Annotated in this window: 11 protein-coding genes; 2 read left to right on the plus strand and 9 right to left on the minus strand. The window is 62.0% G+C overall.

Annotation, left to right across the window (positions count from 1 at the left end):
* Positions 1 to 126: 126 nt before the first annotated feature.
* Positions 127 to 1,953, minus strand: coding sequence for a long-chain-acyl-CoA synthetase (locus AC0V2S_RS08405; RefSeq protein ID WP_475509345.1), 1,827 nt, complete (start codon positions 1,951 to 1,953; stop codon positions 127 to 129).
* A gap of 246 nt (positions 1,954 to 2,199) precedes the next feature.
* On the opposite strand from AC0V2S_RS08405, the gene AC0V2S_RS08410 reads away from it, so the two are divergent.
* Positions 2,200 to 3,810 (plus strand): mechanosensitive ion channel family protein, encoded by a 1,611-nt coding sequence (locus AC0V2S_RS08410; protein ID WP_475509571.1) that lies wholly within the window; start codon positions 2,200 to 2,202, stop codon positions 3,808 to 3,810.
* Positions 3,811 to 3,813: 3 nt separating this feature from the next.
* Here AC0V2S_RS08410 and AC0V2S_RS08415 read toward each other — a convergent pair whose 3' ends face one another.
* The 7 genes from AC0V2S_RS08415 to AC0V2S_RS08445 all read right to left on the minus strand — a co-directional run bounded on the left by AC0V2S_RS08415 (position 3,814) and on the right by AC0V2S_RS08445 (position 13,491).
* Complete coding sequence (locus tag AC0V2S_RS08415; protein ID WP_475509346.1) at positions 3,814 to 4,635, minus strand: SDR family oxidoreductase; 822 nt, start codon at positions 4,633 to 4,635, stop codon at positions 3,814 to 3,816.
* A 171-nt stretch (positions 4,636 to 4,806) separates the two neighbouring features.
* Positions 4,807 to 6,798: an acetyl/propionyl/methylcrotonyl-CoA carboxylase subunit alpha gene (locus AC0V2S_RS08420; protein WP_475509347.1), complete on the minus strand. Its 1,992-nt coding sequence runs from the start codon at positions 6,796 to 6,798 to the stop codon at positions 4,807 to 4,809.
* 135 nt (positions 6,799 to 6,933) lie between these two features.
* Entirely contained in the window at positions 6,934 to 7,731 is a 798-nt protein-coding gene (locus AC0V2S_RS08425) for an enoyl-CoA hydratase/isomerase family protein (protein WP_475509348.1), read from the minus strand.
* A 3-nt stretch (positions 7,732 to 7,734) separates the two neighbouring features.
* Positions 7,735 to 8,895, minus strand: a complete 1,161-nt coding sequence (gene atuD, locus AC0V2S_RS08430) for a citronellyl-CoA dehydrogenase (RefSeq protein ID WP_475509349.1) — start codon at positions 8,893 to 8,895, stop codon at positions 7,735 to 7,737.
* A 165-nt stretch (positions 8,896 to 9,060) separates the two neighbouring features.
* Entirely contained in the window at positions 9,061 to 10,677 is a 1,617-nt protein-coding gene (gene atuC / locus AC0V2S_RS08435; protein ID WP_475509350.1) for a geranyl-CoA carboxylase subunit beta, read from the minus strand.
* A 3-nt stretch (positions 10,678 to 10,680) separates the two neighbouring features.
* Entirely contained in the window at positions 10,681 to 11,559 is an 879-nt protein-coding gene (locus tag AC0V2S_RS08440; protein WP_475509351.1) for an SDR family oxidoreductase, read from the minus strand.
* Between the two features lie 138 nt (positions 11,560 to 11,697).
* A complete protein-coding gene (locus tag AC0V2S_RS08445) occupies positions 11,698 to 13,491 on the minus strand; it encodes an acyclic terpene utilization AtuA family protein (protein ID WP_475509352.1) in 1,794 nt (597 codons plus the stop codon).
* Positions 13,492 to 13,713: 222 nt separating this feature from the next.
* Between AC0V2S_RS08445 and AC0V2S_RS08450 the strand changes: the two genes are divergently transcribed.
* Complete coding sequence (locus AC0V2S_RS08450) at positions 13,714 to 14,307, plus strand: TetR/AcrR family transcriptional regulator (RefSeq protein ID WP_475509572.1); 594 nt, start codon at positions 13,714 to 13,716, stop codon at positions 14,305 to 14,307.
* A 185-nt stretch (positions 14,308 to 14,492) separates the two neighbouring features.
* On the opposite strand, the gene AC0V2S_RS08455 is transcribed toward AC0V2S_RS08450, so the two are convergent.
* Complete coding sequence (locus AC0V2S_RS08455) at positions 14,493 to 14,738, minus strand: DUF3077 domain-containing protein (protein ID WP_475509353.1); 246 nt, start codon at positions 14,736 to 14,738, stop codon at positions 14,493 to 14,495.
* Positions 14,739 to 15,136: the final 398 nt, after the last annotated feature.

Below are 15,136 nucleotides of genomic sequence, written 5' to 3' on the forward strand. Positions count from 1 at the left end.
AAATCCGGATTAATCCGAAATTCTGGATTCCCGCCTGCGCGGGAATGACGGTGGACTCGATAAAAACACCGTCGTCCCCGCGCAGGCGGGGACCCAGAATGTTCCGTCAGGCACCGCTCTAAAATCTCAAAACCGATGCACCCCCTGCTGAATCTCCTCATACACCGCCCAATCCAACACCTCAAATTGCCCACTCCCCGGTAACCGCACGTACAACGGATCGGTCACCAACAGCGGGTTATAAGCGGCTGTCTTCAGATCATTCTTCTTGTATTTGAACGTGCCGGTGGTTTCCACCTCGCGCAGCAAGCGAACAAACTGCGGCGCCGCATAGGCCGGCAGCTCACGGTCCAAATGCACGGCCAGCTCGCCACACGCCAGTTGCAGCCCCGGCGCCAAACGCAGCGCCGCCATGCCGCAGCGGCCATTGGTGCCGGGAATTTCCACGCCGTACACCACGGCATCTTCAATACCGGCAAACGCCCCTAACGCATTTTCCACTTCGGTGGTGGACACGTTTTCGCCTTTCCAGCGAAAGGTATCGCCCAGCCGGTCGACGAACTGGGTGTGCTTGAAGCCGATATCGCGCATCAGGTCGCCGGTGTTAAACCACGCGTCCCCTTTCTTGAACACGTTACGCAAAATCACCGCCTCGCTTTTGGCCGGGTCGGTGTAGCCGTCGAACGGCCACTTGGCGCTGATCTCGGTAATCAGCAGGCCCGGTTCGCCCTTGTCAGCCTTTTGCAGAAAATTCTTCTTGGTACGCAGCGGCCGGTCGTTCTCCAGGTCGTAGCGCACGATGGCGTAAGTGGCCGGCGAGTAGCCCACGGTATTGTCGAAATTGAACACGTTGGTAAAGCCGATATTGCCCTCGCTGGAGGCATAGAACTCGGTGATGCGCTCAATGCCAAACCGCTGCTTGAACTCGCCCCAGATCGACGGACGCAAGCCATTGCCGATCATGCAGGTGAGGCTGTTGTTCTGCTCCTCAGCACACGGCGGCTGGTTCAGCAGGTAGCGGCACAGTTCGCCGATATAGCCGAAGCAGGTGGCCTGGTAGTGCTGCACATCTTTCCAGAACGCGCTGGCGGAAAAACGCCGGCGCAGGGCGATCGCCGCGCCGCCGGCCAGGGCCGCGCTCCAGCACACGGTCACGGCGTTGTTGTGGTAGCAGGGCAGGGTGAGGTAGAGCACGTCCTGCTCGTTCAGGCCCAGGCCTGAGTGGCCGAAGCCGCCGTAAGCCTTGATCCACTTGCCGTGGCTCATGATCGAGGCTTTCGGCAGGCCGGTGGTGCCCGAGGTGTAAATCAGAAAGCACGGGTCTTTGAGGCGCACCTTGGCGCTGTCGGGCAGGTTGTCGTGGCGCTCGCTCCAGGCCAGGTCCATCAAATCTTGCCAGCCATCCGGGGCAGAGCTGGGCACGTTAAGGCTGTCGCCGTCGCTTAACCAATAGCAGTGCTGGTCGCTGCCATGCACCTGCTCGCGCACCGCTTCAAACGGCTCGCGCAGTTCTTCGCCAATCACAAAATGGCTGGGCGTTACCAGGTTCAGGCTATGCACCAGCACCTGGCCGCGCTGGGTGGTGTTCACCAACGCGCCCACCGCACCAAGCTTGGCCAGCGCCGCTAGCAGCAATAACACCTCGATGCGGTTTTCCAGCATCACCGCCACCACACTGCCATGCACCACGCCCTGTTTTTGCAGGGCTCGGGCCAGGCGGTTGGCCCAGGCATTGAACTGCGCGTAGCTCAGCTGGCGATTCTCTTCGAGAACTGCCGGGCGCTCGGCGTACAGGTCGGCGGCGCGCTCCAGGGCCCAGGCCAGCGACAGGTTTTTTTCGCGGTTGCGGATACCCGCGTAATACAGCCCGCGCAACATGCGCGGCACGCGGGCGAAGGTGGCGGGCAGGTGGCTGATAAAGCGCAAAGGGGTGATCAGGTCGGCTTGGCTCATGTTCGCGTCGTTATGCTTTTATCGGGAACGAGCGTTCACTCTAGTTGGCCCGCCGCAACCGGACTATGACCCTGGTGCGCCGAGCGGCGGGCAGATGGGCAAATAGCCGCGAAATAAAGCGGCAAAAGCCCGTGGCCCGGCTATAAATCAGTGCAGGTTGCCGGAACACAGGCGCAGCCACGCGGGCCATTTCAAGGAGCGGGTATGGGCAAGTTTTTACGTCGGGTACTGGGCGGGGGCCTGGTAATGGCAATGGCGTTTTCGGTGCTTGCTGTGCCGAGCGTAGAGGACAACGAGCAAACCCTGCGCGTTGCCGATACCACGGCCGAACTGCAGATCGCCAACCGTACCATCATGGTTTTTCGCGCCGTACTCATGGGCGAAGCGCCGGCCGTACGGGTAGAACGGGCGAAAATCTCCATCGATGAAATCATGCAGGACGGCGGCGACTTGCAGGTGACGCTGCAGCCCGTGCAGAAGAGCTTTATCGTGCTGCTCAACGGCCGCCGCAGCTTTATCGTCACCCCCAAAGACGTCGACCCGCTGGAACAGCAAAGCACCGAGCAAACGGCGCAACTGGCTGCCGACCGCCTGCGCCAGGTGGTGGCCGAAACCAGCGAAGGGCGCACCCTGAGTGCGATGCTCAAAGCCATCGGTTTCAGCGTGGCGGCCACCGTGCTGTTCGTGGCGCTGCTGTGGTCCATCCACTGGCTGCGGCGCAAGCTGTATCAAGCGCTGCCGATGCTGATGCAGCAAAAGGCCCGCGACCTGAAAGTGGGCGGCGCACAAATACTCGATCTGCGTTTTCTCTACACCCTGGTCAACCGCCTGCTCGACCTGCTGCGCTGGGCGCTGGTGCTGCTGCTCGCCTACGAATGGCTGAGCTTCGTGCTGTCGCGCTTCCCCTATACGCGGCCGTGGGGCGAGCGGCTCAATAGCTATCTGTTCGACGTGCTCGAGTACGTGTTGCAGGGCATCGTGCACGCGGTGCCGGGCCTGCTGATCGCCGTGCTGATCTTCTTTATCGCCCGCGGCATCAGCGCCTTCGCCCAGCGCCTGCTCAAGCGCCTGGCTTACCAGAGCCATAGCGTCGATTGGTTGAACGAAGAAACCCTGCAGCCGACCTCGCGCCTGACCTCGTTGGGCATCTGGCTGTTCGCCCTGGCCATGGCCTATCCGTATTTGCCGGGCGCCGGCACCGAGGCCTTCAAAGGCCTGTCGGTGTTGATCGGTTTAATGGTCTCGCTGGGCGCGTCGAGCCTGGTAGGGCAGGCCGCTTCCGGGCTGATCCTCACCTACACCCGCACCTTGAGAAATGGCGAGTACGTACGCATTGGCGAGCACGAAGGCACGGTCACCGAGATGGGCATGTTCACCACCCGTATCCGCACGGGCCTGGGCGAAGTGCTGACCCTGCCCAACTCGATGATTACCGGCACAGTGACGAAGAACTACTCCCGCGCCGTGCAGGGCACCGGTTATATCGTCGATACCGTGGTCACCATCGGCTACGACACCCCGTGGCGCCAGGTGGAGGCCATGCTCATCGAAGCCGCGCGGCGCACCGACGGCATCGTCAGCGAGCCGGCGCCGCTGGTGTTCCAGACTTCGCTCTCGGATTTCTACCCGGAATACCGCCTGGTGGCGCAGGCAATCTTCACCCTGCCGCGCCCCAGGGCGCTGCTGATGTCGGCGCTGCACGCGCATATTCAGGATGTGTTCAACGAGTACGGCGTGCAGATCATGTCGCCGCACTATCTGGGCGACCCGCAAGAAGCCAAGGTGGTGCCGGAGGAGGGCTGGTACGCCGCCCCGGCCAAGCGCCCGGCGGCGCCAGGCGAGGGCAACGAGGGGTAACGCTTACTCCACAAACAGGTCCTGAATCAGCGGGCCACCGGCGGGGTCGAAGCGGTACTGCTCGAACTCGCTCTGGCCCTGCTCACGCAGAATCTCCTCGTCTATCAGCAAGCGCCCGGTAATGGCCCGGCCGCTGCTGCTGAGAATGGCATGCGCCGCATCAGCCATGATCGCCGGCACCCGCGCCCGCTTGAACGCCTCACGGCTGCCCAGCTCGAACTCGATGGCGGCGGTGGCGATCATGGTTTTCGGCCATAGCGAATTGACGCTGATGCCGTACTTCGAAAACTCCTCGCTCATGCCCACCGTCAGCATGCTCATGCCGTATTTGGTGACGGTATAGGGGCCGTGCTGGGCGAACCATTTGGCATCCATGTTCAGCGGCGGCGACAGGTTGAGAATATGGCCCTTGCTCTGCTTCAGGTACGGCAAGGCCGCCTGGCTGCAGACCATTACCGCACGGGTGTTGATCTGGAAGAGCAGGTCGAAGCGCTTGGGCGGCAGGTGCTCGACGCCCACCAGCTTGATGGCCCCGGCGTTGTTCACTAGCGCATCGATACCGCCAAAATGTTCGGCGGCTTTGGCCATGGCGGCTTTTACCGCTTCTTCGTCGCGCACATCCAGTTGCAGGGCCAGGGCTTTGCCGCCGGCCGCTTCGACTTCGGCGGCCACCGAGTGAATGGTGCCTTCGAGCTTGGCGTGGGCTTCGGCGCTTTTGGCGGCGATCACGATATTGGCGCCATCGGCGGCGGCCTTCAGGGCGATTTCACGGCCAATGCCGCGGCTGGCGCCGGAGATAAACAGGGTTTTGCCGGACAGGGACATAAGGTGAATCTCCAAAGGTTTTTATTGTTTTGATAAATCCGGGATGTCACATAACTCTTCACACAAACACCCGTCATCCCCGCGCAGGCGGGGATCCAGAATATTTCAGGAGTCGGTGTTCGACTTGAAACTCTGGATCCCCGCCTGCGCGGGGATGACGGTGGTTGGGAGTCAGGTCGGCGTATCAGCTTCGATCTCTACCAACACCTGCCGACCCTTCACCTGATCGCCCTTGTTGGCCTGCACCCGCCGCACCACACCGTCACTGGCGGCCTTCAGCGGATGCTCCATTTTCATCGCCTCCAGCACCACCAGCAGTTGCCCTTTGCTGACCCGGTCGCCCTCGGCAACCAGCACATCAACAATCGCCCCATCCATCGGCGCCTTGATCACGCCCGAGGCGGCAGCCCCTGCCGCACTGACCGGCTCATGGGTGACATCGTGCAGTTCCAGATTGCCGTCATGGCCGTACAGCCACAGCTGCGGGCCGGCGTGGTGATAGGCCAGGCGCTGACGCACACCGTCGATATTCACCGTGGCCCAGCGACCGTCATGGCTGAGCAGTTGCAGCTCCAGTTGCTGTTCACCAACGCTGGCGAGCAAACGTGGTTGCGGGCCGGACTGCTGGACGCTGAGTTCGACCGGGTATTTGTTGTCGCCATGCTTGAGCACAAACCGCCATGGCGCATTACCGGCGTTCCGCCAGCCGGCCAATTCCACCTGATGCGCACGCGCCTCGGCGCCGGCCTGGTAGAGCAGGGCGGCCGCGCTGGCCAGCTCAACCGCACTGGGTGCCTGCGGGCTCAGGCTTTCGTCGGCCTGGAAGTGTTCGGCGATAAACGCGGTGGTGGCGTTGCCGGCGGCAAATTCGTCATGGGCCAGCAGGTTGGCGAGAAAGCGCTGGTTGCCGTTCACGCCGAGCAGCACGCAGTCTTCCACCGCCCGCACCAGCTTGCGCCGGGCTTCGTCGCGGGTGGCGCCGTAGGCGATGACTTTGGCCAGCATGGGGTCGTAGAACGGGGTAATGCGCTGGCCTTCAACGAGACCGTGGTCGATGCGGATGCCGTCCAGCTGCGCCGGTTCCCAGCGCAACACAGCGCCGGTCTGCGGCAGAAAATTATTGGCCGCGTCTTCGGCGTACAGACGCACTTCCATGGCATGGCCAGTGAGCTGGATTTCGTCCTGACGCAGCGGCAACGGTTGCCCAGCGGCCACCTGCAATTGCCAGGCGACCAGGTCTTGCCCGGTGATCAACTCGGTCACCGGGTGCTCCACTTGCAAGCGGGTGTTCATCTCCAGAAAGAAGAACTCGCCGCTTGGGTCGAGCAGAAATTCCACGGTGCCGGCGCCCACGTAATTCACCGACGCGGCGGCCTTTACCGCCGCTTCGCCCATGGCCTGACGCAGCTCAGGCGTCATGACCGGGCAGGGCGCTTCTTCGACCACTTTCTGGTGGCGGCGCTGCACCGAGCAATCGCGCTCTCCGAGGTAAACGATGTTGCCGTGCTGGTCGCCAAACACCTGAATTTCCACATGCCGCGGTTGCAGCACGGCGCGTTCCAGAATCAGCTCGCCGGAGCCAAAGGCGTTTTGCGCTTCAGAGCGCGCGGTGCGGATTTGCGCCAGCAACTCGCTCGCTTCGTGCACCAGACGCATACCGCGACCACCGCCACCGGCGCTGGCCTTGATCATCAGCGGATAGCCGATGCGCTCGGCTTCGCCGGCCAGCACGTTGTCATCCTGCTCGGCGCCCTCGTAGCCGGGAATGCACGGCACGCCGGCTTTGATCATGGCGATTTTCGACAGGCGCTTGCTGCCCATCAGGTGGATGGCTTCCACGGTTGGGCCGATAAACACGATGCCGGCGGCTTCGCAGGCCTGGGCAAAGGCGGCGTTTTCTGAGAGAAAACCGTAGCCGGGGTGCACCGCGTCGGCGCCGGTTTTTTGCGCGGCTTTGATGATGGCGTCGATGGACAGGTACGACAGATTGACCTGCGCCGGGCCAATGCACACAGCCTGGTCGGCCAGTTGCACATGACGGGCGTCGGCGTCGGCTTCGCTGTAAACGGCCACGGTGCGGTAGCCCAGGGCGTGGGCGGTGCGCATGACGCGGCAGGCGATTTCGCCGCGGTTGGCGATGAGGATTTTGTTAAAGGCTGGCATGGGCTAGTGGGCTCCTGTTTTTATTGTGGTTGCAGCTTGCCCTCACCCCCGGCCCCTCTCCCGCTAGCGGGAGAGGGGAGGCAAGCAGTCCCCTCTCCCCTTGTGGGAGAGGGCTAGGGTGAGGGGTAAAAGCAGTCACACCGCCCACCCAGGCTTACGCTTCTGCATAAACGCCATCGTCCCTTCCACGCCTTCTTCACCCACCACGGCCGCAGCAAACAGCCCGGCGGCCTGGTCGAGCAAGGTGTTCAGCGGTTCGTTTTCGGTAGCCAGCAGCAGCGCCTTGGTTGCTGCATTGGCCCCCGGCGCGCACTGCCGAACCTGTTCCAATGCCTGCGCCAAACGCGGCTCAACTTCGGCTTCAGAAAAATGCACCAACCCCAACCGCAACGCCTCTTCCCCATCAAAGCGCGCCGCCGTCAGCGCCAGGCGGCGTGTTTGCGTCAGGCCGATGCGTTTCACCACAAACGGCGCGATCTGCGCGGGAATGATGCCGAGGCTGGTTTCCGGCAAACCAAACTTGGCGCCGTTTTGCGCAATGGCGATATCCGACACACAGGCCAGCCCAAACCCACCGCCCAGCACCGCGCCTTCAAGCACGGCAATCAGTACCTGTGGGGCGTTCTGTGCTTCTTCCAGCAGGGCACCAAAGGCGCGGTTGAGTTGGCGGTAGGCGTCCTCACCGTCGGTTTGTGCACGGGCGCGGGCGCCGGCCATGTCCTTGATGTCGCCGCCGGCACAGAAATGCCCGCCGGCACCGCGCAATACCAGAGCGCGGATGCTGGCATCGGCAGCGCTGGTACGCAGCACGGTGCGCAATTCTTCCACCATGGTCAGGCTCATGGCGTTGCGCACGTCTGGGCGGTTGAGAGTGATGGTAAGCACGCCGTCGGCGTGCTCCAGCAGCAGGGTGGTGACGGTGGGTAAGGTCATGGCTCAGCCCTTCTTCTTGCCCGGCAAAGTGCCCATCAGCTTGGCGATAATGCCGAGCATGATTTCATCGGCCCCGCCGCCAATCGACACCAGACGCACATCGCGGTACGCGCGGGCCACCGGGTTGTCCCACATGTAGCCCATGCCGCCCCAATATTGCAGGCAACTGTCAGTCACTTCGCGGCCCAAACGCCCGGCTTTGAGCTTGGCCATGGAGGCCAGCTTGGTCACGTCGCGGCCTTTGATGTATTGCTCGGTGGCCTGGTAAACGAGGGCACGCAGGCATTCGATTTCGGTGGCCAGTTCACCCATGCGGAAGTGGATGACCTGGTTGTCGATCAGCGGCTGGCCGAAGGTTTTGCGCTCTTTGCAGTACTCGATGGTGGCGTCCACGCAGTACTCCAGGCCTTTGATCATGTTGGCCGCGCCAAACAGGCGTTCTTCCTGGAATTGCAGCATCTGCATCATAAAGCCGGCGCCTTCGTGGCCGATGCGGTTGCGCTGCGGCACGCGCACGTCGTCGAGGAACACTTGGGCGGTTTCGGAGCTGCGCATGCCGAGCTTGTCGAGGTGCGGCGACACGCTGATGCCCTTGGTGTTCATCGGCACCACGATCAGCGATTTGTTGACGTGAGGCTTGTCGTCCGAGGTGTTGGCCAGCAGGCACATAAAGTCGGCGGACGGCGAGTTGGTGATCCACATCTTGCTGCCGTTGATCACGTAGTCGTCGCCGTCTTTGCGGGCGGTGGTTTTCAGCCCGGCGACGTCGGAGCCGGCGCCGACTTCCGACACGCCGATGCAGCCAACTGCTTCGCCGGTGATAGCGGGGCGCAGAAATTCATCGCGCAATTCATCGGAGCCAAAACGGGCGAGGGCAGGGGTGCACATGTCGGTTTGCACGCCGATGGACATCGGAATGCCGCCGCAACGGATGGTGCCGAACTCTTCAGCGGCGACGATGGAATAGCTGTAGTCGAGGCCCATGCCGCCGAATTTTTCCGGCTTGGAAATGCCCAGCAGGCCGAGCTCGCCAGCCTTCTTGAAAATGTCGTGAATCGGAAAGCGCCCGGCCTTTTCCCACTCATCGACGTGCGGGTTGATTTCCTTGTCGACAAAGTTGCGCACCGTGCGGCGAAGTTCTTCGTGTTCCTGGGTGATGATCATTTTTTTATTCTCCTCGGGAATTCGGTAATTCGGTAATTCGGTGATTCGGCTATTCGTAGGTTGGGTTGAGCGCAGCGAAGCCCAACATTGAGCAGACGCCGCGTGTTGGGGCCCAATTGTTGGGCTTCGCGTCGCTCAACCCAACCTACGGTTGTGCGTTTTTTGTCAGAATCGCGCCACACCAAAGGTGTTGGCCTTCAGCGGCCGCACCTCGGCTTCGGCACAGATATCCAGCAAAAAGCCGAGCAATTTGCGCGTGTCACGCGGGTCGATCAGGCCGTCGTCCCACAGGCTCGCGGTGCCGTAGAGCGCGGTGGATTGGCTGTCGAGTTTTTGCGCGGTGACGGTTTCCAGCATGTCGAGCATCTTCGGGTCGGCTTCCTTGCCTTCCTTCAGGTGTTTTTCCTCGGTGACGATGCGCAGCACCTTGCCCGCCTGGGCGCCGCCCATCACCGCCGTACGGCTGTTGGGCCAGGCGAAGATAAAGCGCGGGTCCAGCCCGCGGCCGCACATGGCGTAGTTGCCGGCGCCGTACGAGCCGCCGACCACGATGGTCAGCTTGGGCACGCGGGCATTGGCCACCGCCTGAATCAGCTTGGAACCGTGCTTGATCACGCCGTGCTGTTCCGACTCGGTGCCGACCATAAAACCGGTGGTGTTGTGGAAGAACAGAATCGGCGTATTGCTCTGGTCGCACAGCTGAATAAATTGCGCCGCCTTGGCCGCGCCCTTGGGCGTGATGGGGCCGTTGTTGCCGATAAACCCGCAGGCCAGGCCTTCGATTTTCAGTTGGCCGCAAATGGTCTGGTTGTCGAACTCGGGTTTGAAATCGAGGTACTCGGAACCGTCGGCAATGCGGGCGATGATTTCGCGCACGTCGTAGGGCTTTTTCGCGTCGCTGGGGATCAGGCCCAGCAGTTCTTCGGCCGGGTACAGCGGCTCGCGCACGGCTTTGCGGGGGCGATGGGGAAGCTGTTCATTCCACGGCAACATGCCGACGATTTCTCGGGCAATGCGCACGCCGTCGGCATCGTTTTCGGCCAGGTATTCGGCAGTGCCGGCGGTTTGCGCGTGCATCTCGGCGCCGCCCAATTCTTCGTCGGTGGCCACTTCACCGGTGGCAGCTTTTAGCAGCGGCGGGCCGGCGAGAAACATCTTGGCCTTGCCGCGCACCACCACGGTGTAATCCGACAACCCCGGTTGGTATGCGCCGCCCGCCGTGCTGGAGCCGTGCACCACGGTAACCTGCGGCAAACCCATGGCCGACATGCGCGCCTGGTTGGCAAAACCGCGTGCGCCTTCGACGAAAATATCCGCCGCGTAATTAAGGTTGGCGCCGCCGCTTTCGGCGAGTGTCACCACAGGCAATTTGTTTTCGAAGGCGATCTGTTGCAGGCGCAGGGTCTTTTTCAAGCCGCTGGGGGAAATGGTGCCGCCCTTGATCGCGCTGTTGCTGGCGTTCACCAGGCAGCGCACGCCGGCGATATAACCGATGCCGGAAATGATGCCGCCGCCGGCCTGGGTGCCGTCCTTGTCGTCATGCAATTTGTAGCCGGCCAGGGAGGCCAGTTCGAGGAACGGCGCGCCGGGGTCGAGCAGCAGGTTCAGGCGTTCGCGGGGCAACAGTTGGCCGCGTTTGTCGAACTTGGCTTTGGCCTCGGCTGCCTTGTCCAACACCTTTTGTTCCACGTCGCGAAAGCCGGCGATGGTGGCCAGCATGGCCTCGCGGTTGCGGGCGTAGTCGGCGCTGTGCACGTCCAGTTCGGATTGAATCACCGGCATGACTTACTCCTTGTTGTCCGCAGGTTTGAGCACGTCCGGCACATAGGCGCGGTGGAAACCGTTGTACGACTCGACGTTCTTGGCCTTGCCCAGGCTCCAGGCACGGCTGCCCTGGCTCGCGGCGCCGTCGATACGGATGGTGTTGCCGCTGATGAAATTGGCGCCGGGGGTGAGCAGAAAAACGATGGCCGAGGCCACTTCCGATTCGGTGCCGATGCGTTGCAGGGGCACATGGTCCTTGAGCGAGCGGATCATGGTTTTCATCGAGTCGGGGTAGGTGTCCATGCCGCTGGACGCAATCCAGCCCGGCGCCACGGCGTTTACCCGCACGCCAGCATGGCCCCATTCCACGGCGGCGGTTTTGGTGAAGTTTTCCATGCCGGCGCGGGCGGTGCCGGAGTGGCCCATGCCGGGCATGCCGCCCCACATATCGGCGAGCATATTGACGATGCTGCCGCCCTGTTTGCTCATGCACTGGGTGAACACTTCGCGGGCCACCAGAAAGCCGCCGACCAGGTTGGTGCGCACCACAGTCTCAAAACCTTTCTGGTTGATCGACACCAGCGGCGCCGGGTATTGGCCGCCGGCATTGTTCACCAGGTGGTGGATTTGGCCGTGCTCGGCGAGCACTTCGGCGACCATGGCTTTCACCACTTCTTCCTCGCGGATATCGGCGGCTTTCCAGCTGGCGCTGCCGCCATCGGCGATGATTTCGTCGGTGGTGCTTTGCAGCTTTTCCCACTTGCGCCCGACCAGCACCACATGGGCGCCGAGGGCGGCCAGTTCATGGGCGGTGCAACGGCCGATGCCGCTGCCGCCGCCGGTGACCATGATGGTTTGGCCTTGGAAGAGGGTGGGTTTGTAGATGGAGTCGTAGCTCATGGATGCGTCGTCTCGCTTGTTGTTCTTTGATCCTGAAACCTACTCCCGTCATTCCCGCGAAGGCGGGAATCCAGAGTGGTACAGGAAACGTCGTTCGCCACACAATTCTGGGTTCCCGCCTGCGCGGGAACGACGGTGTTAACGGTTCAGTTCTTCTGCCAACGCCTTCGGCACCGGCACCGGAAATTCCAGCAACTGCTGGGCAAACGCCTTGCCCTGCGGGTCGATACGCAAGCTCGCCACGCCGCCGCCGCCCAAGGCGTTTTCCAGCAGGAAGTTCAGGCCGTGGCACCCCGGCAAATACCAGCGGCTGATTTGCCCGTGAACCGGGTCGAGCACATGGCCCATCCAGTCGGCCACCGCTTCCACGCTCAGCGCCGCGGCAATCCACGGCAGGTACTCGGCCTCGCGGGCCATCACACCGATATTGCTGTGGTTGCCTTTGTCGCCGGAGCGGGCCACGGCCAGTTTGATCAGCGGCACGCTGGCATCGGCGTCGCCTTGTGGCAGCGGCGCTTCTTCGGCTGAACGCAGGCTGGCGAAGTTGAAAGCATCGACCTCGGGCAGAGCCAACGGGTGGCGTTCGCCGTTGAGGTCGACCGAGAGTGTGCAGGCGGCTTTATCCACCAGAAACGAGAACAGACGAATTACCGGGTACACGGTGGGGCGCCCGCCGACAATGCCGGTCAGCCCCGGCGCCATGCCGGTAGCTGCCTGGGCGATCTCGCGGGAGAACAGCACCAAGGCTTCTTTCTTCGCATGCCGCACGGCCAGTTTCACCACCACTTCGCGGCTGTCCTGGCGCTGGCCGTGGGGGCCGTAAGTGGCCTCGCTGCCGAGCAGTTCGATGTTGGTTTCCACATAGCCGGGCCAACCACGGTCGGCGAACATCTCGGCGGTTTTGCGGATGATGGCCGTGCTGACGCGCTGGGCTTTTTTCACCGCATCAATGCCGGCAATCAGGCAACTGGCGGTGCAGCGGAAACCGTCCGGGTAGGTGGCGGAAACCTTGTATTGATCGGTAGGCGGCAGGCCCTTGGCGCCGCGCACTTCTACGCGGTCGCTGCCGACTTCGCTGAGCTGCACTTGGGTGAAGTCGCAGATCACATCGGGCAGCAGGTAAGCGCGTGGGTCGCCGATTTCGTAGAGCATCTGCTCGCCGACAGTAAAGGGCGTCACCAGGCCGCCAGTGCCCGCCGGTTTGCTGACGATAAAGCCGCCATCGGCCGCCACTTCAATCAACGGAAAACCGATGTGCTCGTAGTCCGGCACGCTTTCCCAGTCAGTGAAATTGCCGCCGGTGCACTGTGCGCCGCATTCGATGATATGGCCGGCCAGTGCGGCCTGGGCGAGCTTGTCGTAGTCCTGCCAGCTCCAGCCGAATTCATGCACCAGCGCAGCGCTGACCACCGCGCTGTCGACCACCCGACCGGTAATCACGATATCGGCGCCCAAGGCCAGCGCTTCGACAATGCCCGGCGCGCCGAGGTAGGCGTTTACCGACACGCACATTGGCGGCAGCGGGTTGCCGGTGAACATTTCGCGGGTGCCGGCTTTATTCAGTTCGGGCAATTTGGTTTGCAGGTTGTCGCCATGCAGCACGGCAATTTTCAGCGACACGCCGGCTTTCTCGCAGGCCGCCGCCAGCGCCGTGGCACAGGCCTGTGGATTGACGCCGCCGGCATTGCTGATCACGCGGATTTTTTTGCTGGCGATGGTGTGCAGGAGTGGGGCGAGCACCTCGATAAAGTCGCCGGCATAACCTTGCTCGGGGTTTTTCATCCGCGCGCCGGCCATGATCGACATGGTGATTTCGGCCAGGTAATCGAACACCAGGTAATCCAGCTCGCTGCCATTTACCAGCTGGGCGGCGGCGGTGGAGGTGTCGCCCCAGAAGGCGGAGGCGCAGCCGATGCGTACGGTTTTTGTCATTGGAATTAAGTCCGTTGGCCGATCGATGTGGCGACCATACCAAGCAAGCGCTTGGTTATGGAAGCCCCGAATGCACCTTTCTCAACTAAAGCATGGCCAAGCGCTTGCTTGGTTGGGCCGGCACGCTTAAATTTCACCAATGCCGACAAGCACTTGCCACTTCTAAGGCCGGGCGTCGGGCTAGGGGGAATACGCGTGGACGAGGAACAAGCCCAGAAGGTGATGCGCACGCTGGTGGACGACGGCCAGGTGACCGACCCGCAAAGCGCCCGCGGCAAGCTGCTGCAAACCGCCGCGCACCTGTTTCGCAGCAAGGGCTACGACCGCACCACCGTGCGCGACCTGGCCAGCGCGGTGGGCATTCAGTCGGGCAGCATCTTTCACCACTTCAAAAGCAAAGACGAAATCCTGCGCTCGGTGATGGAAGAAACCATCCTCTACAACACCGCCCTGATGACCGCCGCCCTGGCCGACGCCAGCAACGTGCGCGAACGCGTGCTGGCGCTGATCCGCTGCGAGCTGCAATCGATCATGGGCGGCACCGGCGAGGCCATGGCCGTACTGGTATACGAATGGCGCTCGCTGTCGGAAGAGGGCCAGGCTTATATCCTCGACTTGCGCGACACCTACGAGCAGATCTGGCTACAGGTGCTGGGCGAGGCGAAGGCGGCGGGGTACTTCAAGGGCGACCCGTTTGTGCAGCGGCGGTTTTTGACTGGAGCGCTGTCGTGGAGTACCACGTGGTTCAGGGCGGAGGGGCCGATGAGTTTGGATGAGTTGGCGGAAGAGGCGCTTAGTCTGGTGATCAAGGCGTAGATTTTTCCCCTGCTGGGAAAAGATCAAAAACTCGAGGCTTTAGCCTCGATTCTTTTGATCTTCTGCACCTCTTATCGCCTACCATTAAAGAGGCCGGTGCGCTCAACCGCTCAACGCAACATCCCCTCCCTGTTCACTTCGCTTAGAGCAGGCCGCGCAAAAAACACGCGGCCTGTTCCGACGCCTTATTCCACAGGGCGGGTGGCGTCTACCAGGGCTTCTGCCATCTCGGTGAGGTATTGCAAGACGGTGGCGTGTTTGTCGAGATCGGTGGTGTCACGGATCACGATCAGGTGCTTGATGCAGTCCAACAGAATGGCCGATTGCTCCAGGGCATCACTGGCGGGAACGCCAGCGTTGACCGAAAACAGCGGCAAGCCGTCGGGTACACAGAAGGTGCTGGTTTTGGTGACTGCGGTTGCTTGGTTCATAAGGTTTACCTTTGAAGGAGGAGTTTATCTGCCTCCGTTCGCGGTCAAACGAATTAGGTGGCAGCTGTACATGGGTTGACCGACCGGTAACTCCCAAACCCGGCACACCCGAAGGTGTCCCACGTACAGCCGCCATAGCTGAAAGTCGAGGCACAAAAAAAGCGCCAGCTTCCAGATGGGACGGGGCGCTTTTGCGCCGGAGCTAAGAAGTCGAGCGGTCAAACCCGGTCGTTGAGTTGGCAACGACGAAACGACTATAGGCCCAGCTGCAGCGCCCGAACAGGTTACAGGCGTGGACGCGTTGCGTGGGAAGTTTGTCATTTTTGAGCGCTTCGAGGCTCTATCAAATGGCTGCTTCCTCCTCTCCTACAAGTGATCGAGATCGGCTGTGAAAGAAG

The organism is Pseudomonas sp. CC11G (assembly GCF_056174845.1).